This window comes from Metallosphaera sp. D4-4, from assembly GCF_046245145.1.
GTDB classification, from domain to species: domain Archaea; phylum Thermoproteota; class Thermoprotei_A; order Sulfolobales; family Sulfolobaceae; genus Metallosphaera; species Metallosphaera sedula.
Genome location: NZ_CP176412.1, coordinates 1,726,350 through 1,752,379, shown reverse-complemented (window position 1 = coordinate 1,752,379; position 26,030 = coordinate 1,726,350). Strand labels below are relative to the sequence as shown.

Sequence of the window (26,030 nt, the reverse complement as noted above, 5' to 3'; positions counted from 1 at the left end):
AATTCGAGTTAAACTTGGCCTTAATATTCAGGATATGTTCTCTTCATTTTATTTGAATTGTCATGCTTTAACCAAAATAATTATTCCTTCCCTTCCCTGAGATGACGAAATATAACCTCCACCCAAAAGATAACCAGGAATTCCTATTACTGAATTAATGCTAGTGTTTAGCTTGGAGAAGACTGGTGATAGTGTGTATAGAGACGAACCTGATAGTATTATCCCCTCCTCTGAGGCTGTACCGGTGAAATTGTTTATTACAGGAATTCTTAGGGAAACTATGTATCTCCCATCCCCGTAACCCACAGAGTTAACGAGACCCACCTCATACTTTAATGGAATGAAATCAGCCCGTGACCCATTTAGGAGACCGAGCATGGTGAGAGTTACGTGAGTGTTGTTAAGGGAGTAATTGAAACCACCAAATAACCATCCTGAGGGGGTTGACGCGGACGTTATCACGGCACCTAATCCCTGCTGACTATCCGTGAAATTGCTTCCATTGAACAACGTGACGGTGTAATTAAACAGATGAGATCCGCCTATGAAGGAGAAGGACCCATTTGAGGATATTGTAAAAATTCCACTACCCACGCTAAGTGGTTTGTAGAGTGAGGAAGGATATAGAGCAGTTAGATCTGAAACGTTGTTTGAGAACTTGAGAAGGAAAGGTACCTGAAAGGTACTACTTCCTTCGATTACTAGAGCTGAGCCGCCAATCAACCAGAAGTTTTTCTGCCAACTAATTGAATATATTTGGCCAGGGATATAGAAACTCGGTATTTCACCTGTCAGGTTATAGACCTTACCCCCATTAATGAGTATCAAGGTTGGCTCCAGTATTGATGTGTTCTCCTGTGGAACGTAACGAGCTCCACCAATTAGGAGCGCAGATCCATTGTAGCCTATTGCATAGATAGAGCCGTTATCAAAATAATGGCTAATGTTAAACAGTTCATAAGAGTGATTTTGAACGTAAAATAGGCCGGCAACTCCTTCTACGTAATTGTGCGCAGAGGACGAGCCCACAAAGGCAATAACGTTGGGAGAGATCTCCACGACCTGATTAACCTCACTTACACCACTTATGATCTCAACTGAGAATGAGGTAGCTCTTGTCTGCAAAAGTATAATGCCCGCTACTATAACAAGTATGGCTAATACAACTAATATAACATTTACAGATTTTTTCTTCTCTTTTTTCGTCTTTTCATGCTTCATTTAGCTTACTTCACTAAAAGGACGCCGAGTTATTTAGATTTTATCCGCATTTCCAAGTCCGTGTAATCCTGATAGAAATCTGCACGAAAATCCAGATATTAAATTGATCTATATCTTGTATCATTCTATTAAAAATCTTGAATTACGTGAAATTTGAAATCTGAATCTATATCGTTTATCGCATGAGAGCATATTTGCATGTATTAAAGATAATGTGCCTCCTAATTTGAATTGTTTAAAAAAGACTGTCTGGGGGATTAACATTTCAGACAGTAATTTGAACGTAATAACATAAAGTTTTTTAATAAAGAAGGGACATATTTTTACTTGGTTAATGATGTCTCTTCTTAGATATCTAGCGAAGAGAATAGCTGAAAGGATAGCGTTGCTGTTTGGAATAATAGTCTTTAATTTTCTAATCTTTCAGGTATTACCTACACTCTATGGTGTAAATCCGGCTGAGCTTTACGTACCCTTGACCTATAAGGGCCTACCAAGGAGCGAACTTGTTAAGGCACTGGATAACCAGTTTGGTCTTAATCTTCCGCTAGATGAGAGATTCTTTGTTTACATGAAATCACTACTAACCTTCCACCTGGGGATCTCCATGAGCTATCAGCAACCTGTGATTTCGTTGATCGAGGCCAGATTCCCTGTAACGGCTCTCCTCGTTATCCCTAGCCTAATTCTAAGCACGATCTTGGCATTGGTTCTGGGACTTTACTCCATATCAAGGCAGGGAAAAGTGGGAGATGTAGCCGTAAGCTTTACGTCAATAATGACCTACTTCATACCAGCCTTTTGGTTAGGGGAAATAGTTCTCTACTTCTTTGGGTTCTATTTCAGGATATTCCCGACGAATCTGGCCGAGGCCATCACATCCTCGAATGGTCATTCCCTGGTGGGAATCGCGTATTGGGCTGATCTTTTAAAGTTCCTAACCTTGCCTATTCTTTTCATTACAGTGATTAGTTATGGCGTTAGAAATATACTATTTAGGAACAATGGTGTTGAACTCATGGGTAGCAACTTCGTTAATTACTTGAGGGCAAGAGGAATAGACGAGAGGAAGATCCTATACAAGCACGTAACAAGGAATGCAGTAATTCCCGTAGTTACAAGGGTTGGAATAGACTTAGCCTTCCTGTTTGCTGGAGTTGTGTTCATAGAGGACATCTTTAACATACCGGGTCTAGGAAGACTTTTGGTGAGAGGTGCAGAGAACCTCGACGTACCTTTGCTAGGGGGAGACTTCTACATAATTAGCTTATTTGCAGTCATAATATTGCTCGCACTCGATCTAATCTATCCGCTCATTGACCCCAGGGTGAAGTATGAATGAACAAGGTATTGAGAGACCTGCTAAGCAGGAAAACTTTCATTTTCTCGGTAGTTGTAATCCTCTTCTTTGCTGCTATTGCTCTTTTAGCTCCAGTTTTAACGTCATACAACAATCCCTATCTAGTTTCACAACAGTTTGTTGCGGCCCCCTACGCTGTTCCTTCGTGGGCCACAATCTTCCCTCAATATCATGGTCTTCCCCCTGATGTTAGAATGACGTTGTCTCCCTCTGAGACCTTGGGAGTTACCCCCATTAACTCGTCTATGGTTAAGGTGGAGGTTCCTGCAGGGGGTCAGGTTAATCTGACTTACGCCATTAGATGGAATTGGAGTTCTCCATACAACGTACTTCTGTCCTTTACCCTAGTTACGCCATCTACAAGCGACTTTAACGTAAATCTTTATATGAACAATATCTACTTCATGGAACTGTCACCTTTACCAATACCTCCTGCAGTTAGCGTCACTCCCGGGAAGGCCAATTACGTCACCTTCTCCTCACAAACCATAAACCCAAGCAATTCTCCCTATGTGAACTACCTTCCCTTCCAAGATCAACCCTTGGCGTCACTTGAGTTTCCCAAGGCTGTCCTGCCTAAACCCGGGGTATATTACCTTGTTATATCATTCCAGAATACAGGAAATTCACCTGAGACTTTCCTTGTTTCCAACCCACATTACTCCTCTCTTGGTTACGCCTATGGTAGGTTGGGAACAGACAATAACGGTGCCAGCGTGTTCTCGGAGTTCGTGTATGGAGCTAGGTTCGATCTCTTTCTTGCCCTTGTAGCCTCAGCTCTTATCATAGGAATAGGACTCATTATTGGGCTGATAGCGGGCTACGTGGGCGGTTTTACGGATCTGGCCCTGAATGCTCTTACAGACTTCTTCCTGTTAATACCGGGTTTACCTCTCTTGATTGTTTTGATCTCTATCTTCGATCTCACTGGGGTCATAGTTAACGTGAACAAGGCCGTCCTTATCCTGCTCATTATCTCGTTGTTATCATGGCCTGGGACTGCTAAGATAATTAGGGGACAGACACTAAGCCTCAGGAGCAGAACCTTCGTGGAAGCTTCTAGGGCTCTGGGCGAGGGAAGGTTTAGGATCCTGTTCAGACATATAGTTCCCAACCTGATGGGAATTCTATTTGCTCAACTGGCATATGACGTGCCAGGCGTTATCCTGGCTGAGTCGGGTCTCGACTTCCTGGGCCTGGGAATTACAGAGTTCCCGACCTGGGGAAACATGCTTGGATTCGCCACCAATGATTTGTCCTTTGCCAATGGGTTTGCATGGTGGTGGGTGCTTCCACCTGGAATTGGGATAATATTGTTAAGTACAGCGTTCTACTATTTCGGGACAGCAATGCTTGACGTCCTTAGTCCCTACAAGCTTAGGGGTGAATGAAATGATCTTCGAGGAATCAACTGATACTCTCCTTGAAGTTAACTCTCTGAAGACATACTACGCGACAAAGACAGGTTACGTTAAGGCTGTTGATGACGTGTCACTCTTTCTTGATAGATCTAAGGTCCTTGGAGTAGCAGGGGAATCTGGATGCGGAAAATCAACCCTGGTCACGACCATATTCAGGGTAATGCCTAGAAACGCTAGGGTGATGTCTGGCGAGGTCAAGTTCAAAGGACAGGATCTGTTAAAGATGGACTTGAAGACCTTCAGGAAGGAGGTGGTCTGGAAGGATATGGCCTACATACCGCAGGCCTCTATGGACGTATTGGATCCAGTGTATAAGGTTAAGGACCAGATGCTTGAGACCATCCTGGCACACGAGGATGTGTCGAGAGCAGAGGCAATGGAGAGGATATACAGGACACTTGAAAGCGTTGGTGTTCCACAGGAGAAGGCTGACATGTTTCCACATGAGCTCTCTGGGGGACAGAGGCAGAGGGTGGTTATAGCCATGGCCCTCCTCCTCAATCCCTCCATGATAGTGTCAGACGAGGCCACCACGGCCTTGGACGTTATCACTCAGGCTAAGATCCTGGAGCTCATGAAGTCTCTTCAGGAATCCAGGAAGTTCAGCATGATGTTTGTAACCCACGATCTGTCCCTTTTAGCTAACGTGAGCGACAGTATCGCGATAATGTATGCAGGAAAGCTCGTGGAGTTTGGGGATGTGGAGAAGGTGTTTAGCAATCCCCTCCACCCCTACACGCAACTTCTCATAAAGGCTATCCCAGATCTCAGGGTTAGAAAGCAGAAGAAACTGGTGGCCATACCAGGTTTCCCGCCAGACCTGGAGAACCCGCCGAAGGGTTGCAGGTTTGCCCCTAGGTGTCCCCTAGCCATGCCGGTGTGTAGCGAGAAGGAGCCTGAGTTCGCTAGGGTTGAGGGATTCCATTACGTGGCCTGCCACGCGGTGAATAAGAAATGATAGAAGGAAGAAACTTAAGGGTCTACTTCAAGTCCAGGGATGTCCTAGTTAAGGCCCTTGATGGAGTAAATGTTAGCGTCAAGGATAAGGAGATTGTGGGGATAGTTGGCGAGTCTGGAAGCGGTAAAACTACCCTGGGAAGGACAATCCTTAACCTACAAAAACCTGAGTCGGGAGAAGTACTCTGGAATGGAAAGAACGTGTTCAAGTTGAAGGGTAAAGAGGAGAAGGAGTTCAGAAGACAAAATCAAATCATCTACCAAAACCCGTATGAGGCGGTGGACATTAGACTGAAGGTTTACGACATCGTCGCGGAGGGTCTTAGGGTTCACAACATTCCCAAGAATAGAGAGGAGGAGAGGAAGATAGTCTTGGATACCTTGAGAGACGTTGGCCTTACGCCTGAGGAGGAATATGCGAAATCGCTTCCCAATCAGCTCTCTGGTGGACAACTACAAAGGGTAGCTATAGCCAGGGCCCTAGTCCTTAATCCTTCCTTCATGGTCGCCGACGAACCGGTGTCCATGCTGGATATGTCCATAAGGGCCGGAGTTCTAGACATTTTTAAGCGTCTCAGGGATGAGAGAGGGATAAGTATAATGATGATTACCCACGATATCTCAACCCTAGGATATGTAGCGGACAGGATATACGTAATGTATCAGGGGAAGGTTATAGAACATGGTTCCACGGACTCCGTTCTAGATAAACCCCTTCATCCCTACACTCAGGCCTTGATCTCAGCGGTTCCAATTCCCGACCCATCTGGTAGGACAAGTCTGTTCTCCGTGAAGGTGAAGGAGGAAACTGAGCCCTATAACGGGAAAGGATGCAAATACTATCCGAAATGTCCCTTTGCCATGGCCTCCTGCAGGGAAAAAGAACCAGAATTGTCGGGTGTGTCAAGTGACCACTACGTCGCATGCTTCTTATACTGAGGAGAGATCCCTGGTTACGAGAAAGGAGCTCATTTTCTCCACGATCTTCGTGATAGCAGGGGGATTCGTTGGGATCCAGACGAGTCCCGAGCTTTTCTTAGTGATACTACCCCTGTCCGTCTCCGTTCTCCTCTTCAAGGAGTGGAAGCTCTTTAGGGGAATGCGGGAACTTCAGAGGACTGGGGTTTTGAGGTTTGAGCCTAGATTTAAAACCAACAGGAAAGAAGCTAATAGAAGCCTGGTTGTGGTTCTCTTGCTTATAGCTACGCCTATGGTCCTCTCGTTCTTCCTTTCTCCGCTTCCTTGGCTAGCTATAACCATGGCTATCGTAATGTCTTGGCCTGCCTCTAACCTTTTAGAGGGGATGGCCCAGTTAGCTATAGAGAAAAGGACAGGGAAGAAGCTAAGGAAATTCTACACCTGGACATCGTTCAGGGATGACGTAGTGATGAAGGATTACGGCTGGTCACTGAAATGAGCCTAAACCACTAGGGGCTTGATCCATTTGTTGCACATTCTAAACGTGCAAATCTGCATGCCATAACAAACTTGAGCATTTTTCCGTATTAATGAATGTTCCCCTTTACTATGTTGATGAGTGTTTAAAATGAGCGCTGAATAGATTGAGGTATGAAAAGGTGCCCCAGATGCGGTTACGAGAATAGCGACTCAGCCACTATGTGTGAGCGATGCAGATATCCACTAACGCTCTCGTCAGAGAGCTTCTCCACGAGGTGCCCCAGATGCGGTTACGAGAATCCTCCCGGAGCGTCCATATGTGAGCGATGCAGATATCCACTAAAGATTATTCCCTTTCAAGTGGAGGAAACTAGAAGGGAGGAGAGATCCAGGGAAGAATCCATGACTAGACTAAGAGATGGCGCACTCTACCTAATGATTGGAATCCTTTTCCTCCTACTCTCTTTACCACCCATAAATACCTTGGTTCAAAGTATTTTCGGACTAGTCTCGGTGGTTTTTCTAGGCATGGGAACTGGAAGCTACTCGGTAGCTTTCAGGCTATTCGACGAAAGGTTAAGGAATTCATCACTACTCTCTTTCCTCCTCCTACCAGGCTTTCTTCTCCTTGTATCGGGAATAGGTGTGGTGGAGCTCAACGTTACGAAACTTAATCTAACTGATTTGTCAAAAAATCCTCTAGCGGTAATCCTAATTGACCTAGGGTTTATCCTCTTCCTAATTGGCGGATTGGGAATAACCATCGGAGTTTACAAAATAGCTAACGCCATGACAAGGCCAGGACTCAAGGTAGGAGCGCTACTCTCCCTCATAGGTTTGATATCATTTCTTCTTTTTCCAGAGCTTGGGTTTCTCCTCATGGGAGGCCAATTTCTAATTTATCTGGAGTCAAGGACTTTAATTCACGGGAATAGGAGAAGCTCTGGATAACTCACTCGAATCTTACCGCAAGCATGCTAACTCCTCCCCAAGGGACGTCGTATCCAAGTATCTCGGCCCTTCTCGGCTTCACGAAACCTAGCACGGTGTATAGGGGATTGAGTAGTCCCTCGGGCTGTGCCTCCACCCACATTTTCGTCTTTGGCAACTCCATTATCTCGTCGAACTTTCCTTCCTTTAGCAGGTCCATTAGAACCTGATCGAATCTTGATTGTCTAGGTTTAACCCCGAGATATAACCCGTCAAGCCTGTGTGTAGGTGATCCGGTTCCCACGATTAGGACTCTCCTCCCTGAGGATGCCTGGGCTATTACCTGCCCCAACTTATAGTGTTCCTGAGGTGACCCGTCCGTGATTGAGATACTCACAACCCTCAGGCCGGGAAACATGTAGCTCAGGGGTATCCACGCTCCGTGATCCAGTCCCCAGGACGAATCTTCCTCAACCTCAAGTCCAGCTTTCTTTCCCGCACTGACTATTTGCCTTGCTAACTCTACGTCATTGTCTGCCGAGTAACAGAACTTGTAAAGTTCGTCTGGAAATCCGTAATAATCCTGGATGCATTCAAGCTTCTCCTGAACCTCAACTAGATGTTTTCCACTCCATGATATAAAGTGAGGGCTAATCACGACCACCGTCTCGGGGTTCACCTCACTCCTAATCTTCTCCCCAACTTCCCTCATCAACTTCTTCCAAGGTATGTCCTCCACTAGAATGGTTGGAGATCCGTGGGACACGAAAAGGCCTATCATGGGATCACTTTATTAGGTAAACTAGATTTCTTTACTTATAATTCTTTCTGCCAATTCTTGGTAAGAAGATGTTAAATAGCGATAAAACTAATTAATTTTACCATGAAAGTAGTTTTCCTCGTAATGTCAGGAGACGAAAAATTAGGGTTAGCTCTAAGGATGGCGTACAATTCAATCAAGAACAAGAGGTATGACGATCTGAAGTTACTCTTTTTCGGACCTAGCCAGAAGGCACTCACAACACTTCAGGGAGACCTAAGGAACATGTTTGAGGAGATGCTCAAGAACGGAAGTATTGATTCCGCCTGTGTGGGCGTAGCGGAGAACATGGGAATAAAGGACACCCTTATACAGATGGGAGTGAGGCTAACGCCCATGGGTGAGACTCTTTCCAAGTATGTGAATCAAGGCTACGAAGTCATCACATTCTAAAATATCGCAAGGAACCCAAACACGAGAACAAACGCGAGGCTGGCCCAATAGAGGAGAGATTGCAGTCTCGTGTTTTTTAGATCTCCCATAACCTTCTCATCCGAGGATATTAGGCCCTGAATTACCCCAGGACCCACTAGGGCAAGAACAAGAAATACTAGTAGATTCAACACCGCGTTTGCGAGCTCCTGGGTTGGAACTAGGGATATGGCCAGTGCAGCTGGAACGCTTTCCAGTATATAGACAATGAAGGTCTTCTCTCTTCCTACGCCTAGAGCTTCCACAACCCCCCAAGCACTTCCTAAGGATATTACCACTAAGGCCAGGAAGGCTGCTGCAACTAGTCCTACCCCAAAGAAGATGGGCGAGAGCGGACCAGCAAAGGAGCTCAGGGCTTTGGAGATGGACTGGGGAGAGAGAAAGTTCGTGCTGGGGTCTGCCCCAGCCATACTCATTTCCACCAGAACCATGAGGAGCTCTGTGGCCAATGCCCCCACTGCAGTTTCCATTCTTATCCTGTTAATAGCAACTCGCTTGGGCACAAATCTTCTAGTGGAGTACTTGATGGCCGTGGCCGAGGCTTGGAAAAATAGCATGAAGGGCATTACCACGGCCCCCACGTTAGCTGCCAAGAGGAACACGAAGCTTGGTGAAAGGGAGAAATAGAACAAGGGGTAAGGTTTTATTCCGCTCTCCACCAGGACGAGGGCAAAACCCACAAAGAGAATGGGCGAGATGAAGAGGAGTACCCTCTCTGCCTGCTCGTACTTTCTCCCCAGCATCAGGAGTAAGTGAGCAGTGAAAATTATGGGAACCGATACAATGACGGGTATCCCAAAGACTGCAAGACCAACCGCAGCTCCTGCATATTCCACGGCATACGTGAGAACGTCAGTGAGTGCCATGGGTAATGCCATTGCCAGGGAAACCTTCCTGGAATATCTCTCCCTGATTATCTCCCCCAGCCCCTTTCCTGTGGCTATTCCGATCCTCCCAGAAACCTCCTGAATGAAGTAGAGCGGGATGGTGAGCAGGAGCAGAAACCAGACCAGAGAGTACTTCAGCACTGCCCCAGTCTCTGCAGCCCCAATAGTGCTAGACGCATCCATGTCCGCCATCATAACGAGCCAGGCGGGTCCGAACAACACTAGCAGATTTGTCAATTTACGAGTCGGCGTATTCCATTTACGATTCATCGTAAAGAATAGTAACTTTGTTGAATAAAAACTTTAGCCCTAAAGACTTAGGTAGAAGGGAATCACGACCTGGATAGGTAGAGGTAGTCCTCCTCTCTCAGGTCCCATTCCAGGACCTTAGCGAGCTCATCCACATGGGCCTTAGTGGATGCCTTTGGAATGGGTATAGCTCTTCTGGCAACGTAGTTCAGACCCACCTGAATGGGGGTAACCCCGTACCTTTTCGCAACCTCCTCTAGCCTAGGCTCCCTAGAGATCTCTCCCCTACCCAAGGGTGAATAGGCTATAACCTTGATGTTGTTTTTCTCTAGGAAAGGAATAAGTTGGACCTCTGGATCCCTATGGATGTAGCTGTACTCTATTTCGTTCGCCTCAATCTGACACTTGGCTGTTACCTCCATAGCTTCCTGTACAAGGGCAACGTCAAAGTTGCTAACTCCGATACACCTCACAACCCCCTCATCAACCAGCTTCTCCATGGCCCTTATGGTCTCCCTGAGCGGGACGCTCGGAGATGGCCAATGAATTAGGTAAACATCGATGGATTTTAGGCCAAGCCTTCTAAGACTTGCCTTTGCAGATTTTATCACATCGTCGTGGGAGAGGTGATTATTCCAGACCTTGGTTACAATGGTGAAATCCTCCTGATCGTAATTCCTCAGCGCCTGACCAATGAGTTCTTCTGTGTGTCCTCCACCATACATTTCGGCCGTATCAAATAGGTTGATCCCCTTTTCGTACACGTAACGAATTAACTCGATCCATTGAGAGTCACGGGTCCTGTCGGCGGACCAGTAACCTCCTCCAATTTTCCACGTGCCAAATCCTATCTTTGATACTTTCTTATCACACAGATTCATGACATGTTTCTCTCACGCCTAATTAATAAGAATGAGCCGTGGATGGCCTACATTATCAACATGAAATCAGGAATTGGTTTGAATACGTGATTTGCCAACTCCTGAATTTGGGGAGGAACTAGAGATAGGGTCACACTCGAGGCATTAAATAGGGATTCTATAAAGGGGACAATAGTGACAATTCCCTTGAACAGGTAAGCATAAGTTTCAGCTAACTCAAAGAAGGATGGAATAGGCGGGACCATGTTAATGACTGTTCCTAGGATCTCACCCCTTTCATTCTTCATCGCGTTAAGGGTGCTATCAACATCAAATTTATTCATATCAGTTACGAAGATTTTCCGAATGTGAATCGGTTCCTTAACAATTTCTCTAATTTTATCAAAAAGAATACTACTTCCCTCAGTTATCTGAGTTGATGAATCTGCAATTACTATTCCGAATCTCTCCTGAATTGCAGAGACCATGACATGTTCAAACATCTCTCTCTTCTTTGCATCACTGTAAATGGCGTACAAGCCATCGTTTAACTTACTACCGTTGCCCAGCATCTTGATAACCCTAATTGTTTGACCTTCCAATTCGATATCAGTCCATAGGTCCCCCGTGTTACTTGACAGTATGGATGGAAGTAATCCCTCCCGCCTAACCTCCATGAGATACGAACTCCATCCAAGTGGATCAAGATCTAAGAGGATAACGTCAGTTCCCTTCTTTGCCATAGATAGTGCGAGAAGGGCAGAAATCGTAGATCTACCAGCACCACCCTTGACACCTGTAACTTCAATTATAAGCATTATTATCTTCTAGGAGGAACCTAATTTAAATGTTTGTAAGAAATTTTCCATGAATCTTCTATGAAGACTATAGATATCATATAGAAAATAAACCGTATTAAACAACGTTCTTCCAATTACAATTTTCTCCTGGCATTTTTAAATATGCTCTGATCAATAATACATTTAAACCTGTAACTAAAGAAAGCTAGTATCTGGTCTTGATGGGGAGGAATTCCTCTAATTATGTTTCCAATATTGTCATCATTACGTTTAATAGCGTGATATTGGAATTTGATTAGTATTGCGAGATGGTGCTTTGTTTTGAATCGTGATCATACCCCTAAATTGCTAGTCCCTTAATTAGTAAACTGCCTATTGACAAACTTTTAATCGTGATATCTAAAAGGAGTAATATGAAGCTGTGGTTAGTAGGTGTTGCGGTAGTAGTCTTAATCGTGGTGGGATACTTCGGTTATCAATTTTTAACCACAGGTCCCGTAACGGTGTACGCAGAGGATGCACCTAGCGTTTCAGTGACCTTGACAATCACATCAATTATGTTGCACGAAGTTAATGGTTCTTGGATTACAGTTTCCAATAAGACCATAGTCTATCAACTAGGGTCTAACCTAACTCAACTCGTATCAGGCAGAATACCCGCAGGGAAATATAACGAAATATTCCTCTATATAAAGAACGCATCCACATCAGTTCTAGGGGTAAGTGTAACCATACCTAGCAACGTTTTGAAGATTCATTTCATTGCAGATAAGGACCTAATAGTATCTCCTACCCAAAACGCCGAAGTGATAATAAGCTTCCCCCATATGTCCATATCCAGCGGATCACTTATAATTTCCCCATCAATTACTGCTGAAGCTATAAACTAGACTCACCCGTTCTCCTCGATGGGCGGTCTCTCATGCCAACTAGATTTTTGGAATTAAGCTCCTTTGATCATTTACTCTTGTTACATGGTTTCCCGAAAATCCACTTTCCTAAGCTTTAATAAAAACCGTTTCAAATCTATAATGAGTAAAAATGGCTAAGGTAGGTTTCATAGGAGCGGGAAAAATTGGACAAACCATAGCTTACTCGGCCCTGGTGAGCGGGGCTGTGGATGAGGCTGTAATTTATGATATCATTCCTGAACTCCCAGACAAATTTGAGCATGAGCTTAGGCACGCCTTCGCGACCAAGGGAATAAAGGCAAATGTTCTAGGGACCAATTCCCTAGATGACGTATCTGGAATGGACATCGTTGTTATCTCGGCTGGTAAACCTAGGAAACCAGGTATGAGCAGGAGAGATCTATTCGTGGACAACGCTAAGATAATGATAGACCTAGCTCAGAAACTTCCCCCTAAGAATCCTGGAGCGATATACCTAATGGTAGCAAACCCAGTTGACATGATGGCATCGGTGTTCATGAAATACTCCAAGCAGTTCACCATAAGCGCCGGAGATCAGGTAGAGACCATGAGAATGAGATCCTTCATTGCAAAGAAGCTCAAGATGCCCGTGACCTCCGTGGATGGATTCGTGGGAGGTGAACATGGGGAGGATGCCGTGGTCCTGTGGAGTACCGTGAAGATTAAGGGAAAACCCGTGGATGAGTTCAACATTAACAAGGACGAGGTAAGCGATTACGTCAAGAAGATTCCTGGCGAGATAATCAGGGTAATAGGTGGTACCACCTGGGGTCCTGGGACCATCATAGCTGACATCATCAAGTCCATTGCGTTCAGCGAGAATAGGGTTATGAGTATCGCAACTCCGAAGGAGTACGAGAAGGAGATAATACACGTGAGCGCTCCCACAGTTGTAGGGTCTAGTATAGGTCCGTCCCTGGAGTCCCTTCTAGATGAGAAGGATAGGTGGCATCTAAACTCCGCAATGAAGGACTTCTACGAGGCATACAAGGAAAATCTAAAGCAGCTGGAACAGGCAACCAAGGCTTAAGGCTCATTTATTTTCCAATTTTTCAACGACTTAGTATTTTCACATTCTTCCCTAAAACCCTTGGTGTTTAACTCGGATGAGCTTTGATTTACACTACTTTAATATCTACGGACTCCACTATAAGTTAGGTTCAAAAATTGAAAGTGAAAGACCTAGAGCCCAGAAGAAGGGCAGACGTAACTGTAAAGGTAGTTAGTCTTGGAGAAAAAAGAAATGTAATTGGAAAGGACGGTTCTTCTCATCAGGTGATGGACGTTCTTGTTGGGGATGAGACAGGTTCCATCCTCATGAGTGTATGGGATTCAAATATTCAGAAGGTATCCCAGGGAAAGGTATTTGCAATAGAGGACGGTTTCGTCTCAGTACATAGGGGATCCATGAGGCTATCCCTTGGTAGGACTGGGAAGATGGTGGAGACCCAGGGTACCTTTGAGGTAAATACTCAAAACAATGTGTCCAATAAAGTTGTTGAAGAGGAACCAAGAAGAAGGTACGGAAGGTACTAAAAAATTATTTTTATTTTAACTCATTATTTTGCTTTATTCTAGTTAAGATTTGAGACCTTCAAGGTTTCTGGACCTACTCCTAGACCAATCCCAGCTATTATCGCCCCTAGACCAAGAACAATCACTGCCGAATGTGATACTGAGGTCACCGTGGAAAGCTGAGAAATAAACAGTTGAGTAAAACCAGCAACTATGAAGGCTCCGTTGTAAGAGAAGCCCACTCCCGTGGCCCTACTAAACGTCTTAAACCTCTCAGCCAGGTAGCTGGGAGATATGGCTGAAGCAAGGTTCATTCCAAAGCCGAAAAGCACCATGGCCAATAATGTAGGAGACCCTGCAAGGTAGAACCATGAAGCCGTGAGCAACCCCACAACTACCCCCACAATGCCCATGACTTTCCTTCCCACGAAGTCAGAGAGGAGGCCAGAGAGCACCATTGCAGGTATGCCAACAACGTTCATGATCAACGCCAGGAAACCGTACACCTGCGGAGATAGGTGAAGAACCTGTCCTAGATACACGGGTATGAACTGTGGTCCGGCGTATATCATTACCCAGAAACCTATCATAACCAGGATAGTTTGCCATAACGGAGATAGACCCTTAATTGGATAGTCCTTTTGTGCCTCCACGTATATCTTGGGTTCGGTAACCTTGGCGCGTATCAGGAGGGCCAAAACTGCTGGGATTACGCCTATGAAGAAGATATACCTCCAACCTGTGACGAAGAAACCAGGCGTCTTTGCTAGGGATGTGAAAAGTAAGTCTACGATCACGAAACCTAGTAGAGTACCTGACTGCATGACGCCAGAAAGAAGCCCCCTCCACCTTGATACGCTCTCCATGGCTAGGGTGAATGAGCTCGACACGTCACCGCCAATGAAAATCCCCTGAATTACCCTCAGCAGGGAAACTGTGACAGGGGCCAGTATGCCAATCTGAGCGTAGGGTGGTACCAATCCCGTGAGACCTATGGAGAGGGAATAACCTAAGACCGTGATAATGAGGGCCTTCTTTCTCCCCTGAAGGTCAGCGAAAAACCCGAAAAGGAAACCGCCTAGGGGTCTCGTGACCACTGTAAAAATAATGGGTAAAACTGCACCAAGCAAACCTAGCGTGGGGTAAAATACCTTCTCTAGGATGGTTGCCGTTATCACCACTGCCCCGAGGTCGTAAGAGTCCATCACCCACGAGAGATATGCGCCTATGAAATTAGATCTCATGAACCCCGAAATAGAAATTATAATTTAAAAACTTGATTGCGAAAAAGCTAGATAAAAAGGAAAATAAAAATTATTTCCGTCTTAGGAAAACCACTGCCACCGCTATAACGATGACGACTACAACTACTCCCACAATCAGCAAGGTATTAGACGAGCTCGAGGACGATGTAGACGAAGTAGATGTTGTGGTTGTCGACGTGGATGTGTTAGTGGTTGTGGTTTTCGTCGTATTTGTCGTTGACGTGGATGTGTTAGTGGTTGCTGTCTTAGTCGTGGTAGGCTGTTGAACAACTGTGAACTGTGAGGATGAGTTGTAGACTGGAACTTCTCCCTTGGGGGTCAAAGAGTATGTGCTTACCTTGATGGAAAGGGGTTGCGTCGAGTTGAGGTTAAAGAGCAGGGTAAAATTCTCAGCCTGCCCTGGCTTTAAGGTATAGTTCAAGGCCTTGTTAAGGACGGTCGTCGAACCCTGAGATGCTATGACGAGAACATAACCCTGACCTGAAGTGTTCCCTTCATTCTTTACAGTGACTATTAAGTCATACGTAATGTTGGTTTGTAACTGGGTAACTTCCTGACTGTTATAGGAAACTAATAGTGTTGCCACTGGCTTAAACACCAAGGGGAGGAAAGTGATTTGTACAGTTACCGAGCTGTTTTTCACCGTGACTTCACCGGTAACATCCTTGCTTAGATAACCTGTAACGTTCTGCACCGAATAGGTGTAGGTTCCGGCTGGAACCTGGAAGGTTATCATGTTGGAGGTTGATGATTTAGTTGTGCCGTTGAGGGTAACGGACCATTGTGTCCCCGCGGGTAGGCCTGTCTGCACAAAGCTCACGTTGTATACATTCACTGGCGATACTCCCACGTAAAGTGGATACGTCTCGCTTACTGAGATGTTGGGATTGGCCTTGACGTTAACAAGGAACGTATATATACCTGCAGTGGATGGGGTCCAGATAAAGCTTAGTGTCTCCGAGGCCCCAGGAGCTATGCTAGCTATGGGAACGTCAGACGTAACGACTTTTCCGTTGTAGAGGACTGTCTCATTCACCTCTGTGAGCGCATTAACGTTCCCCTGATTCTGAACCTCCACACCAACAACATATGATGTGCCAGGCTGTAGCTCCGTGACTGAGGCTCCGGTACTTTGCTGTAAAACCACTAACTTAGCAATCACTAGCTTAACGAATGGAAGAGCGAACGTCACGTTTATACTAAGCGAGGAATTCACGAACACTTGCCCACTGGAAGGCGTTGGAATGTAGTTGCCCACGTTTGGAATTGAGAAGGATGAGTAACTTGCTCCCTGAACTTGAAACACTATCTCATTGCTCGTGGAGTTCTTTGTCTGTCCGTTAAAGGTAACGGACCACATGGTTCCGCTGGGCAATCCATGCTCCATAAAGGTGACGTTGTAAGTTTGAGTAGTAGAGGCTCCAGTGCCAATAGAGCCGGCAATTAATCCTATGAAAGATCCGAGTAGTAAAATTAACAATGTTGAGCCTAAGATTTGTCTCATGATCCCAAGCATTTTTTGAGCACCAATATTAAAACTTTATCAGAACAGGCCAATTGTCACTATACCAAAGAACACTAAGTGAGAAACCTGAATAAGACAATGATATCTCATCACGCGATGTCATGACATGGCGAATGGGTCATACGACACACAGAACGTACAAGGCTAACATAGGACTTTGTACTGTAACTAGACCCCCTGAATTTTAACATTACGTCAAGAAAATCCCTTTTCCTTTAGTAACTCATCTATGACCCTAAGAAGAGTAATTATGTCATATTTTGCTGACTCCTCGGTTAAATAAGGACTTAGAATACCCTGTGAGTCGGGGTCATTGTATTGATAGGAGTGAAGGAGAAGGGCTAAGTTAGTATAGACATCAATTTTACCGCCAATTACTTGACCCACCCGGTTCAGGAGAGTTGCAGGCATCATGGCAATGATCCAGTCAACTTTTTCAACCTTCTTACTGCCTTTTATTTTCACCTTTCCTGGAAATAGATTTGGCTAATTTATCTTTATTCTCGGCTACAAAGGCTGAGACTAGCGCTCTCCAAGCTTGAAATGGTTTGCCGGCAGAAGTTCCTTGTGAGATTCTTGTCTAGAAACTTTCTAGCTATATTTGCCTTGTATTTAGCCTCTGAAAGCCTTGCTTCCTATACTCCTCATGAGTTGAGCCATGGCTTCGGTGATTCTCTGACGCAAACATAATCCATGCATGTAAACTTAAACATTTGATTAGGAGGGGCACTGTGTTCTGAAGTTCTTCAGAGAACATTGTACAGTGAGTTACCTGTCATCATTACCTGATGTCCGTATACCTACTCATTAATGAACCTAGCAATGAACTAGGGGATTTAGCCAGATGTAAAGGGTATAGGGCTCCCCAGACGTTCATAATTCATCTTATTCCAGACTACTGCCTTCCCAGTTGACTTAAATTGATAGTACCTTCCCCTCTCAATATTAGTTAATGTGAAATCAAATTATTGTGTTTCATCCCCGACATCTCTTACTGTTCCTCTATGCCTGGCTCCGTTATAGAGATTTTACTTTTCTACAACCTTAAGAAATAAAATCAAAAATATAGAATTTATTTTAAAAATTTTTAACTTAGCTATGTTAACCCCAGCTATATCCTCCTGAGGAACCAGAGGAACTCGAACTACCTGACGAAGATGAACCGCTTGAGGAACTGCCTGATGAACTACTGTTAGAGGAACTACCTGATGAAGATGAACCGCTAGATGATCCCGTTGACGAAGTTCCAGATGAACCGCTCGAAGATGTCATTGTAGTGGTGCTTGATGATTGAGTCTTAGCGTGGGAGGACATGTGGGTCAGGGCCATTCCCATGAACGCTCCGCCCATAACTAGAACTATTACTGTTATTGCTATGACGGCTATTTGAGAAACGCCTAGAGCCTTCATTACTTTAACAGGGTTATTCAACATTATAATACTTTTACCCAAATCTTGTCAGGTTTAGAAACTCACGTTGTATATGATTAAGTTTTTACAATTTGGGAAAAGGCATATTTATACTCCACGTCAAACCCAGTTTAATGAGTAACACTTCAACAGTAAACGGTGTATTAAGATATTTAGGAGGAGTCCTGATGGTAGTCTGGTCTGTGATCCACTTTTTTCTGTCGACAGAACTCCTGAAGAGGTTACCCCTGGTGGGAGAATTTTTCATAATCGACGCTGTCCTAATGATAGTTGGCGCCGTAGTATTGATCGTTGGATTCAGGCTACTCTATCTTCCTGTTCTAGTCCTTAATTGGGCTAATTACCTTCTTCTTACAGAGTCTAGAATCTATCCAGCACCAGTCCTCGGATTTCCATTACCAGCAATAAACAGTTATGTAATAGGTACTTTCGTACTAGACATTATAATTGTAATATTAACTACGCTGGCATATATAACTGCCAGGAAAAGTAAGACTTCCTAGGATTAAGTAAACCTTTTTCAATTTGGTTAGAACGAGGATTAAATCACAACCTTTTGAGGTCTCTCCATCTTCATGGAAGTCGTTCATTATTAATCCCTTGAATCTTGGTTTGAGATTAAAACTTACTCTCCCTGGGATAGTACGTAAAATACTAAGTTTATATTCCTGTATCGTTATAGAAACTTATGAAGGGTCTTTCAGGTAAAATTGTAGCCCTTGTAGTAGTCGTAGTAGTCGTAGTTGCAGCCGTGGCCATAATAGAGCTCACATCTAAACCAAGCCACGTCACAACACCTCCATCTAATACATCCACTAGTAGCACTTCTACAACGACCACGAGCTCAAACGTAACTCTCACGGTTGTAACGTTTTCAGGGGAATCAGCACAATTCATCCAATATGCGGGAGAACTTTTCCATCAGGAGCACCCCAATGTGCAGGTACAAGTAATCCAATATCCGTTCAGCGACTACATTGACAAGGAGCTTACAGTACTCACAGGTCACTCCTCCCAGTACGACATTATTGGATTTACCTCAACGTCGGCTCAAAGAGTTTCTCCCTATCTCTTGAATCTAACAAACTTCAACCTTTCACAGGTGATAGCGCAGCAGGAGGACTTCGGCGGGATAATCTATAACGTTACAACAGGACAGAGGGAAGTTGTAGGTGTTTCCTATGAAACTGCGGTATATCTCATGGCCTATAGGGAGTCCATTTTCAATAACCAGACGTTAGCCAATGACTTCACAAGCGAGTATCACGTGCCCTTTAATCCCAACGACTGGACTAATTGGATTGAGGTTATCTGGGCAGACCAGTTCCTCACCTCTCACAACATCACTCAATACGGATTCCTTATAGATGATCATGTGTCCCACGGAATAATTGATGCCTTCCCAGCAGTTTATGGATGGTACTACATCAGGGATAACTCCATATCCAACGGAACCACTGGGATACCAGGCTTCAACATCATGTTCACCGGTTACATTCCTGCTGGCATGAAGTTCCCAGTTCCTTCCTTCAATTCCAGTGCTGGAGTGGAGGCGCTTGAGACCTATGCGCAACTGGTAAAATACGATCCCAACCCCTCGCAGTTACAGGTTAGCTACGATAACCTACCAGAGCTATTCCCGCAAGCCCCCGGAGGATTCATGTTCACTAGTCAACTCTCATATCTAAATAGTAGTGTTGCACAGGACACCTACCTGGCCCCGCTACCTGGCGGATACGCTGAAACAGGAACTGATCTGTTAGGTGTGAGCAAGTACTCGGCTCATCCGCAGTTGGCCGAGGAGTTCCTACAGTTTCTAGTATCGCCTCAGGTACAGGAAATTGCCTTCCTTAAGTTCGGAAAGTTCCCCGTGAACCAGGAGGCCTTCCAGGACCTGATTTCCAATACCTCAATCCCGAGCTATCAGAGGGAGTGGCTTAACGCGACCTATCACGCAGCGTTGAACGCCTGGGCCAACCCACCGAACGTGCCACCAACGTACATCTCATTGATTACTGACTTTAACAATCAAGTTTTCTCCTACCTCACGGGACAGATTAGTAATCCACAACAGGCGCTTGAAACTGCAGCTCAGCAATGGGCTACGGCGGTTGAGAGCTACTACAATGGTGGATAAGCTTGAGCGTTGAGCTCAAGTCCGTGAACAAGACTTACAAGAGTGTTAAAGCCCTAGATAACGTAAATCTATCTATAAATAAGGGAGAATTTTTTGTGATTTTAGGTCCTTCAGGTTCGGGAAAGACTACCCTACTAAGGGCAGTTGCAGGACTAGAGAGAGTCGAGTCTGGGAGGATTATCCTGGACGGGAAGGACATAACAGATTTACCTCCTCATAAACGAGAAGTTGCAATGGTCTTCCAGAACTATGCCCTTTATCCCCACAAGACCGTGCTTGAGAACCTTCTAATGCCAGTGGAGGGTGAGATGAAGAGGGAAGAGGCCGTAAAGCTGGCCAGGGATATGGCCTCAATGCTGGGTATAGGTGATCTCCTCTCACGTTTTCCCTCAGAGTTGTCGGGAGGCCAACAACAGAGGGTGGCCCTAGCCAGAGCCCTAGTCAAGAGGCCCAAGGTTTTCCTAATGGATGAACCCCTCTCCAATCTGGACGCAATTCAGAGGGTTTCCGCCAGGAAGTTGATTAGGGACGTTCAGAGGGAGAACGAGATCACGACGCTTTACGTGACCCACGATCAGGTGGAGGCTATGGCGCTTGCAGATAGGATAGCTATCATGAATCAGGGTAGGATAATACAGATGGGTACACCAGAGGAGATCTACTCCCGTGTCGAGGATGAATTTGTTGCTACGTTCTTTGGGAACCCTCCCATGTCCCTAGTGAGCGGTAAAGTCCTGGACTTGAAGGGGAGGATAGGAGTTAGACCTGAAGATGTTGAGCTAGGACAGGGAGATATGAAGGGCAAGGTCACAGACGTGGAGTTTTGGGGTGACAGATATCTGGTGTACATCTCAGTTGAGGGAGAGGAAATAAGGGCCTTTTACCCGTACAGGCTAAGAATAGGAGAGGAGGTAAGGTTTAAGTTCAGAAAATACGCGGGTCCTTGGTCATGAGGTACGTCTATCCCTACCTGGTATATATTACGGCCTTTGGGCTTATCCCCTTTTTGGGTGCGTTTGCCCTTCTAGGCGTTAATTTTAGGTCTGCCTTCTCGATCTTCGCCCTAGTTCCCGTGGGAGAGATTATCGTGAACACCTTGATCTTTGCCTTCTTTACTGCGTTACTATCTGCAGTGATTGGTACAATCCTTGCCGTTCTAGTCGACATGACAAGGAGGGGGTCCAGACTCATCTCCCTACTTACAATGCTACCCTACACGATCCCCTTTACGTCTTCAGCCCTGATCTGGACCATAAGCCTTTACGGCAAGTTTGGGTGGTTCTCCTACATTTTTCACGTACCCTTCGATCCGCTATATCTCAGCTCCACCGCTATCTGGGCGGTCACTGGAGTGAGCGTGTGGTCCTCAATTCCAGTTTCATTTCTGGTGATAGTGTCCTCTCTAAGGTCAATTCCCAAGGAAGTGAGGGAGGCCTCCCTCATGGATGGTCTTTCCCTATCCCAATTCTACGGTAAGGTGGCAATACCCATGATAGGGAAAGCCTTCTGGATTTCCTTCCTCCTTCAATTCGTCCTAGCCATGGGCAACTTTGACCTTCCCTATGTCCTCACACAGGGTGGACCGGGTTACGCTTCAACAACCCTACCTCTCTTGGTTTTCGATGAGATATTCTTGACAGGAAATTTCTCAGGCGGAGAGGTCGTTGCAGCTATCCTAGGCCTAATGGCTACACTGCCCTCCATAGCTCTCATATTTCTCTTTAGGTCTAGGAGGAAGAAGTTTCTTCCCTCGATAAACGTGAGAATCCCAGATAACCTATTCCGGGTATTAATTTACGTTCTCAGTGCTGTCATCCTCTTCCTTCTGGACTTCCCTGTCTACTGGATGGTCCTTGTAGCATTCAGGAACGCCTCGCTGGACTTTAGGAGTCCTCCAGTGCTCTTGCCGGTTAAGCTGACCCCTTCCTACTTCATTACCTCAGTTGAGGGTGCCGTCCCGTACCTCATAACGAGCGCCGTGGTGGGAGTGCTCGCATCGGTATTCACGGTGCTAATTTCCTTGCCAGCGTCATATGAGGCAAGTAGGAGGGGATTAAGCTGGATGCTCTTCCTATCAATCTACCTTTACTCTTTACCAGCTGCTTCCTTCATCATACCCCTCTATCTCCTCTTCACCACAGTCAAACTCATCAACACGTGGTGGGCACTAATCCTCTCAACTCCCATCTTCACTGCCACCTTTGCAACCTGGATATTTTACAACTTCTACCTGGACTTTCCCAGGGCGTATGACGACGCGGCGTCCGTATTTGGAATAAAGAGGAAATTAACAAGAATAGTGTTCCCCTTGTCAAGGGGCACCCTCTTCACGGTTTTCCTCCTCTCGTTCGTGTTCAACTGGCACCTACTCTTCTATCCACTAATCTTCGCTAACACACCCTACAACATGAAGTTTCCACCATACGGTGCGCTAACCATCACCGTGTACGCACTTGACGCCATTGGGGATCAGTCATTGAACTGGGGACTTCTTGCCTCCTCAGCCCTCGTGGCAGCTTTACCTGTCATGATCGTTACGCTGTTCGCCATTGACAGGGTTCTAAGAGGAGATCAGAGAAGTGGGGTGAAATTCATTTAGCCGGGCCCCATTCACTACCTTAACCCACGAGATTAATCTGTTTCAATTGTTAAAATCTCTCTATGTATAGTATTAGATTTTTCTAAATCTTCTTAAAACATTAACTTTTGTACTTATGAGTAATACCACTTACATAAGCCTTTTAGTGAATTAATCATAAGTGCGGTTTTTATGAACCTAACGTATTATTGACTTGATGGATCATGTCCGAGGAGGCAAATAGAAAAATAGCCGAACTCACGGCCAGGGTGGATAGGCTTCCCACCATAGTGTTGCCCATATCCGTGATACTTTCGCTGGCATTCGGATACTTCATAGCCCTCTACGACGTGATAGATATAGGGTTAGCCTTCTCTCCTACGTCATTGCCCTACACCGGATTAACAGCATCTGAGGCACCTACGGTTGTATCCATGGGTCTCTTTGGATACATACCGGGAGCATTGATTCTGGGTTACCTAGCTGACAAGATAGGAAGGAAACCTACACTGATCTTGACTGCGTTGCTCACGGGTATAGGGAGCTTAGGTAATGCCCTATCCTTCAATTTCGCCACATTCACAGTCTTCAGGTTCATAACGGGAATGGGAATAGGAGGCGACCTCATTCTCGTTCCAGTCTACCTTGTGGAGATGGTACCTGCAGTGAAGAGGGCTTCATATTTCAATCTAGTTTATATTGCGGGATGGGCAGGACTTGGGCTAGGTCCCTTCCTGGCATCGGAAATAGTCCTGGCAAATCCAGTGATAGGCTGGAGGATAGTATTCGCTGTCGGTGCGACCTTAGCGTTCATTGTGCTCGTAATAAGATCTCATGCCTCTGAGACTGTGAGAATGCTGGCAGTGAAGGGGCACGTGGCAGAGGCTGAGAATCTAGTGAAGGAGATGGAGGAGAAGGCAAAGCAGAAAACGGGTATGACTCAGCTTCCTGAACCAGTTATATTCAACTACAAGGTGAGAAAAGTTGATCCATTCGCGGTTTTCAAGAATCCCGTGTACAGGGTTAGGGTAATAGCGGTGATGCTATCGATCTTCTTCTTCTACTTCGGGGAGTATCCCTATCTCACCGAGTATCCTCTATGGACATCCTCTTTCCTTCACTACTCCGGAGCCTTGGGTAACGAGATAACGTTCCTGTTTGGACTTGCTGGGATTGCAACTTTCCTAGGGGCAATAGGTCTTAGGTTTGTGGTGGAAAGGGTGAGAAGGGCTGTTCTGGTCACCTTCTCGTATTTTGTTGGCATGTTACTTGGGGTTCTGATTGCCGTGGTTGGGGCAATAGCTAGGGATATTCCCTTAACCTTCCTAGGACTTGTGCTCGCCAATTTCATAGGCGTTGGATGGTCAAACCAGCTCAACTACTTAAATGGGACTGAAAATGTTCCCACTTACGCCAGGGCAACGTCATTCGCCTTTTCCGACGGATTTGCCCATCTCGGTGCTGCAATATCAACGGCGATTATATTCGACTTCATACCAGTTCTAGGCAACGTTCAGACCTGGGTTCTGTTCCAGGTTCCAATGGTAATCATGGGGTTAATACTGATTAAGGTTCTGCCCAACACCATTGGACGGAGCCTAGAGAGCGTCAATGAGGCCGAGGCAGGAACCTAAATTTTCTTAAATATTATTTAGTTTTTTCCCTTGAACATCTTCTAGTTTTTATCTCAACTGGTTGTTTTCACGAGAACTAGCTAAAAATAATTCCTTTTAATGAAAAAAGCTTATATTATGATTTTATTATTAGAGCACGTATGCCTCTTAAAAAAGAACTCAGCTATCTGGATCTAATTATCCTCGGAATAGCCGGGGCTGTAGGAACTGGTGCTCTTTTCAGCACCGCAGGAATGACTGCAGATGCGGGTCCTTCAGCGGTTATTTCGTGGATACTTGGGGGAGTATTCTACCTTTTTATCGGACTTACGTATAGCGAAATTTCCATGAACCTGCCTGAGGCTGGTGGTCCATCCAGGTACAGTCTGTATTCGCATGGGAAACTTACCAATCTGATTAATGCGATGGCAGATCTAGTATGGTACCTTTTCATTCCGCCCATAGAGGCCCTGGCCGTGGTTGAGGGACTTACTTTCTTTTTCCCTTCCTTGCTTACCCCAGCTGGAACTCCAACCCTAATCGGAGGGCTTGTTGGAGTTATCCTCCTTATCCTCTTCATTCCGTTCAACTATTTCGGCGTTAAGGCTTTTGGAAGGTCAACCACATCCTTCGGAGCAGTTAAACTAGTATTGTACGTAGCCCTTGCGCTAGGCGTTATGGGAGTGTTTTTCTCTGCCAGGAACTTCGTGAGTTACGGCGGTTTAGCACCATTTGGACTAGCGGGAATGTTCACGGCAATACCTCTCGCCATGTTTGCCTTCGGAGGAATAAGGGTAATACCGGATTACGCAGAGGAGGCCAGGGATAGGAGAAGGCTCTCGTCTGCCATAATTCTAACCGTGATTGGACAAACCTTGATCTACGTATTATTTGCTATCGCATTCGTTGGGGGAGTAAACTGGAGTAAAGTTGCCCTATCTCCAGGAAACTGGACAGGGGTAACCTCAGCCCTTCCAGGAAACCCATTCGTGGACCTATCGCAGAGCAATTCAGCTCTTCTGATACTGGCTCTCATCGTGGCACTGATTGGGCCATTCGTGACAGGTTACATCTACCTTGGGGCTGGGACAAGGGTTCTGTTTGCCATGGGGAGGACAGGTATAGTCACTAAACTTATGAAACAGCTACACAGTACCTACTCAATCCCCGTTTGGGCTCTCCTCGTGTTCGGGATTGTGGGCGCAGTGATAACTTTCCTGACATCCCCAATACCCACAATATACAGCTTGATTAGCGATGCCGTTGTTGCTGGTTATCTAGGATTTGCAGTGAACCCAGTGGCTATGATGGCCATGAGGAAGAAATACGAGTATAAACTCAAGGGGGGACCAATAATAGCAGCTCTAGCCTTCGTGTTCTCGTCTCTCATTGCATTCTGGAGTGGCTGGCCATCGGTGCCTTACTCGGTGATCATAATTGCCATAGCTGTTGGGATATTCGGTGCTGTATACAGGGCTTTTGAAAACGTCTTCAATTCTCTATGGTACATTGCCTATATAGCTTTCATTACCCTCATGACCTATATAGGAAGTGATGGAGCACTCTCCTTGATCAACTTCTATCTGGCATCTGCACTTGTCGCCGTAATCTCGGTTGCAGTGTTTTTCCCATGGGGTATAATATCAGCGAAGAGAGATATAAAAATCCCAACCGAACAAGAAATAGAAAATCAATAATT

At 45.4% G+C, this 26,030-nt stretch carries 25 protein-coding genes; 16 read left to right on the top strand and 9 right to left on the bottom strand.

Annotated elements, in window-relative coordinates:
• Positions 1-60: 60 nt before the first annotated feature.
• Positions 61-1,221 carry a hypothetical protein gene (locus ACI49J_RS09495; RefSeq protein WP_240254359.1) on the bottom strand — a complete coding sequence of 387 codons (1,161 nt, stop codon included), beginning with the start codon at positions 1,219-1,221 and terminating at the stop codon, positions 61-63.
• Between the two features lie 337 nt (positions 1,222-1,558).
• Here ACI49J_RS09495 and ACI49J_RS09490 point away from each other — a divergent pair, with 337 nt between their 5' ends.
• The 6 genes from ACI49J_RS09490 (at position 1,559) to ACI49J_RS09465 (ending at position 7,308) form a co-directional block, all read left to right on the top strand.
• Entirely contained in the window at positions 1,559-2,563 is a 1,005-nt protein-coding gene (locus ACI49J_RS09490; RefSeq protein ID WP_404809775.1) for an ABC transporter permease, read from the top strand.
• Positions 2,560-3,972, top strand: a complete 1,413-nt coding sequence (locus tag ACI49J_RS09485; protein ID WP_240254363.1) for an ABC transporter permease — start codon at positions 2,560-2,562, stop codon at positions 3,970-3,972. The genes ACI49J_RS09490 and ACI49J_RS09485 overlap by 4 nt, the downstream gene beginning before the upstream one ends.
• Before the next feature lies 1 nt (position 3,973).
• Entirely contained in the window at positions 3,974-4,960 is a 987-nt protein-coding gene (locus tag ACI49J_RS09480) for an ABC transporter ATP-binding protein (RefSeq protein WP_240254364.1), read from the top strand.
• On the top strand, positions 4,957-5,898 hold the full coding sequence (locus ACI49J_RS09475) for an ABC transporter ATP-binding protein (RefSeq protein WP_240254365.1): 942 nt from the start codon (positions 4,957-4,959) through the stop codon (positions 5,896-5,898). The genes ACI49J_RS09480 and ACI49J_RS09475 overlap by 4 nt, the downstream gene beginning before the upstream one ends.
• Positions 5,867-6,376, top strand: a complete 510-nt coding sequence (locus ACI49J_RS09470; protein ID WP_240254366.1) for a hypothetical protein — start codon at positions 5,867-5,869, stop codon at positions 6,374-6,376. Before ACI49J_RS09475 ends, ACI49J_RS09470 begins: the two co-directional genes overlap by 32 nt.
• Before the next feature lie 152 nt (positions 6,377-6,528).
• Positions 6,529-7,308, top strand: a complete 780-nt coding sequence (locus tag ACI49J_RS09465; RefSeq protein ID WP_240254367.1) for a zinc ribbon domain-containing protein — start codon at positions 6,529-6,531, stop codon at positions 7,306-7,308.
• A 1-nt stretch (position 7,309) separates the two neighbouring features.
• Here the strand turns inward: ACI49J_RS09465 and ACI49J_RS09460 are convergent, their stop codons facing one another.
• Positions 7,310-8,068, bottom strand: a complete 759-nt coding sequence (locus ACI49J_RS09460) for a class III extradiol ring-cleavage dioxygenase (protein WP_240254368.1) — start codon at positions 8,066-8,068, stop codon at positions 7,310-7,312.
• Between the two features lie 102 nt (positions 8,069-8,170).
• Between ACI49J_RS09460 and ACI49J_RS09455 the strand changes: the two genes are divergently transcribed.
• On the top strand, positions 8,171-8,500 hold the full coding sequence (locus ACI49J_RS09455) for a DsrE family protein (RefSeq protein ID WP_240254369.1): 330 nt from the start codon (positions 8,171-8,173) through the stop codon (positions 8,498-8,500).
• On the opposite strand, the gene ACI49J_RS09450 is transcribed toward ACI49J_RS09455, so the two are convergent.
• The 3 genes from ACI49J_RS09450 to ACI49J_RS09440 form a co-directional block, all read right to left on the bottom strand.
• Entirely contained in the window at positions 8,497-9,696 is a 1,200-nt protein-coding gene (locus ACI49J_RS09450; RefSeq protein WP_012020416.1) for an NRAMP family divalent metal transporter, read from the bottom strand. The two genes, ACI49J_RS09455 and ACI49J_RS09450, sit on opposite strands and share 4 nt — an antisense overlap.
• Positions 9,697-9,758: 62 nt before the next feature.
• Complete coding sequence (locus ACI49J_RS09445) at positions 9,759-10,556, bottom strand: aldo/keto reductase (protein ID WP_240254371.1); 798 nt, start codon at positions 10,554-10,556, stop codon at positions 9,759-9,761.
• Positions 10,557-10,603: 47 nt separating this feature from the next.
• Positions 10,604-11,353: an AAA family ATPase gene (locus ACI49J_RS09440; protein ID WP_240254373.1), complete on the bottom strand. Its 750-nt coding sequence runs from the start codon at positions 11,351-11,353 to the stop codon at positions 10,604-10,606.
• A 395-nt stretch (positions 11,354-11,748) separates the two neighbouring features.
• On the opposite strand from ACI49J_RS09440, the gene ACI49J_RS09435 reads away from it, so the two are divergent.
• From ACI49J_RS09435 to ACI49J_RS09425, 3 genes are all read left to right on the top strand, one after another.
• Positions 11,749-12,225: a DUF4382 domain-containing protein gene (locus ACI49J_RS09435; RefSeq protein ID WP_012020419.1), complete on the top strand. Its 477-nt coding sequence runs from the start codon at positions 11,749-11,751 to the stop codon at positions 12,223-12,225.
• A 151-nt stretch (positions 12,226-12,376) separates the two neighbouring features.
• Positions 12,377-13,297: a lactate/malate dehydrogenase family protein gene (locus ACI49J_RS09430; protein ID WP_240254375.1), complete on the top strand. Its 921-nt coding sequence runs from the start codon at positions 12,377-12,379 to the stop codon at positions 13,295-13,297.
• 143 nt (positions 13,298-13,440) lie between these two features.
• Positions 13,441-13,803, top strand: a complete 363-nt coding sequence (locus ACI49J_RS09425; protein WP_240254460.1) for a single-stranded DNA-binding protein — start codon at positions 13,441-13,443, stop codon at positions 13,801-13,803.
• A 38-nt stretch (positions 13,804-13,841) separates the two neighbouring features.
• Here ACI49J_RS09425 and ACI49J_RS09420 read toward each other — a convergent pair whose 3' ends face one another.
• The 4 genes from ACI49J_RS09420 to ACI49J_RS09405 form a co-directional block, all read right to left on the bottom strand.
• Complete coding sequence (locus ACI49J_RS09420) at positions 13,842-15,026, bottom strand: MFS transporter (RefSeq protein ID WP_240254376.1); 1,185 nt, start codon at positions 15,024-15,026, stop codon at positions 13,842-13,844.
• A 70-nt stretch (positions 15,027-15,096) separates the two neighbouring features.
• On the bottom strand, positions 15,097-16,551 hold the full coding sequence (locus tag ACI49J_RS09415) for a CARDB domain-containing protein (protein WP_240254377.1): 1,455 nt from the start codon (positions 16,549-16,551) through the stop codon (positions 15,097-15,099).
• A 216-nt stretch (positions 16,552-16,767) separates the two neighbouring features.
• Positions 16,768-17,037 carry a hypothetical protein gene (locus ACI49J_RS09410; protein WP_240254378.1) on the bottom strand — a complete coding sequence of 90 codons (270 nt, stop codon included), beginning with the start codon at positions 17,035-17,037 and terminating at the stop codon, positions 16,768-16,770.
• A gap of 636 nt (positions 17,038-17,673) precedes the next feature.
• Positions 17,674-17,982, bottom strand: coding sequence for a hypothetical protein (locus ACI49J_RS09405; protein WP_240254379.1), 309 nt, complete (start codon positions 17,980-17,982; stop codon positions 17,674-17,676).
• A gap of 188 nt (positions 17,983-18,170) precedes the next feature.
• On the opposite strand from ACI49J_RS09405, the gene ACI49J_RS09400 reads away from it, so the two are divergent.
• The 6 genes from ACI49J_RS09400 (at position 18,171) to ACI49J_RS09375 (ending at position 26,028) form a co-directional block, all read left to right on the top strand.
• Complete coding sequence (locus tag ACI49J_RS09400; RefSeq protein WP_240254380.1) at positions 18,171-18,506, top strand: hypothetical protein; 336 nt, start codon at positions 18,171-18,173, stop codon at positions 18,504-18,506.
• A gap of 185 nt (positions 18,507-18,691) precedes the next feature.
• The gene (locus ACI49J_RS09395) at positions 18,692-20,140 is read left to right on the top strand and encodes an extracellular solute-binding protein (RefSeq protein ID WP_409366336.1); all 1,449 of its coding nucleotides are present in this window, start codon (positions 18,692-18,694) and stop codon (positions 20,138-20,140) included.
• A gap of 2 nt (positions 20,141-20,142) precedes the next feature.
• A complete protein-coding gene (locus tag ACI49J_RS09390) occupies positions 20,143-21,093 on the top strand; it encodes an ABC transporter ATP-binding protein (RefSeq protein WP_240254383.1) in 951 nt (316 codons plus the stop codon).
• Positions 21,090-22,739, top strand: coding sequence for an ABC transporter permease subunit (locus ACI49J_RS09385; protein WP_240254385.1), 1,650 nt, complete (start codon positions 21,090-21,092; stop codon positions 22,737-22,739). The genes ACI49J_RS09390 and ACI49J_RS09385 overlap by 4 nt, the downstream gene beginning before the upstream one ends.
• Before the next feature lie 203 nt (positions 22,740-22,942).
• Entirely contained in the window at positions 22,943-24,352 is a 1,410-nt protein-coding gene (locus tag ACI49J_RS09380) for an MFS transporter (RefSeq protein WP_240254387.1), read from the top strand.
• Positions 24,353-24,492: 140 nt separating this feature from the next.
• Positions 24,493-26,028 (top strand): APC family permease, encoded by a 1,536-nt coding sequence (locus tag ACI49J_RS09375; protein ID WP_240254389.1) that lies wholly within the window; start codon positions 24,493-24,495, stop codon positions 26,026-26,028.
• Positions 26,029-26,030: the final 2 nt, after the last annotated feature.

Coding starts and splice junctions, on each gene's coding strand:
- ACI49J_RS09405 (WP_240254379.1), bottom strand. CDS start 17,982: ATGAAGGCTCTAGGCGTTTCTCAAATAGCCGTCATAGCAATAACAGTA.
- ACI49J_RS09430 (WP_240254375.1), top strand. CDS start 12,377: ATGGCTAAGGTAGGTTTCATAGGAGCGGGAAAAATTGGACAAACCATA.
- ACI49J_RS09490 (WP_404809775.1), top strand. CDS start 1,559: ATGTCTCTTCTTAGATATCTAGCGAAGAGAATAGCTGAAAGGATAGCG.
- ACI49J_RS09395 (WP_409366336.1), top strand. CDS start 18,692: ATGAAGGGTCTTTCAGGTAAAATTGTAGCCCTTGTAGTAGTCGTAGTA.
- ACI49J_RS09435 (WP_012020419.1), top strand. CDS start 11,749: ATGAAGCTGTGGTTAGTAGGTGTTGCGGTAGTAGTCTTAATCGTGGTG.
- ACI49J_RS09475 (WP_240254365.1), top strand. CDS start 4,957: ATGATAGAAGGAAGAAACTTAAGGGTCTACTTCAAGTCCAGGGATGTC.
- ACI49J_RS09450 (WP_012020416.1), bottom strand. CDS start 9,696: ATGAATCGTAAATGGAATACGCCGACTCGTAAATTGACAAATCTGCTA.
- ACI49J_RS09440 (WP_240254373.1), bottom strand. CDS start 11,353: ATGCTTATAATTGAAGTTACAGGTGTCAAGGGTGGTGCTGGTAGATCT.
- ACI49J_RS09455 (WP_240254369.1), top strand. CDS start 8,171: ATGAAAGTAGTTTTCCTCGTAATGTCAGGAGACGAAAAATTAGGGTTA.
- ACI49J_RS09480 (WP_240254364.1), top strand. CDS start 3,974: ATGATCTTCGAGGAATCAACTGATACTCTCCTTGAAGTTAACTCTCTG.
- ACI49J_RS09445 (WP_240254371.1), bottom strand. CDS start 10,556: ATGAATCTGTGTGATAAGAAAGTATCAAAGATAGGATTTGGCACGTGG.
- ACI49J_RS09485 (WP_240254363.1), top strand. CDS start 2,560: ATGAACAAGGTATTGAGAGACCTGCTAAGCAGGAAAACTTTCATTTTC.
- ACI49J_RS09420 (WP_240254376.1), bottom strand. CDS start 15,026: ATGAGATCTAATTTCATAGGCGCATATCTCTCGTGGGTGATGGACTCT.
- ACI49J_RS09380 (WP_240254387.1), top strand. CDS start 22,943: ATGTCCGAGGAGGCAAATAGAAAAATAGCCGAACTCACGGCCAGGGTG.
- ACI49J_RS09495 (WP_240254359.1), bottom strand. CDS start 1,221: ATGAAGCATGAAAAGACGAAAAAAGAGAAGAAAAAATCTGTAAATGTT.
- ACI49J_RS09460 (WP_240254368.1), bottom strand. CDS start 8,068: ATGATAGGCCTTTTCGTGTCCCACGGATCTCCAACCATTCTAGTGGAG.
- ACI49J_RS09400 (WP_240254380.1), top strand. CDS start 18,171: ATGGTAGTCTGGTCTGTGATCCACTTTTTTCTGTCGACAGAACTCCTG.
- ACI49J_RS09465 (WP_240254367.1), top strand. CDS start 6,529: ATGAAAAGGTGCCCCAGATGCGGTTACGAGAATAGCGACTCAGCCACT.
- ACI49J_RS09415 (WP_240254377.1), bottom strand. CDS start 16,551: ATGAGACAAATCTTAGGCTCAACATTGTTAATTTTACTACTCGGATCT.
- ACI49J_RS09375 (WP_240254389.1), top strand. CDS start 24,493: ATGCCTCTTAAAAAAGAACTCAGCTATCTGGATCTAATTATCCTCGGA.
- ACI49J_RS09385 (WP_240254385.1), top strand. CDS start 21,090: ATGAGGTACGTCTATCCCTACCTGGTATATATTACGGCCTTTGGGCTT.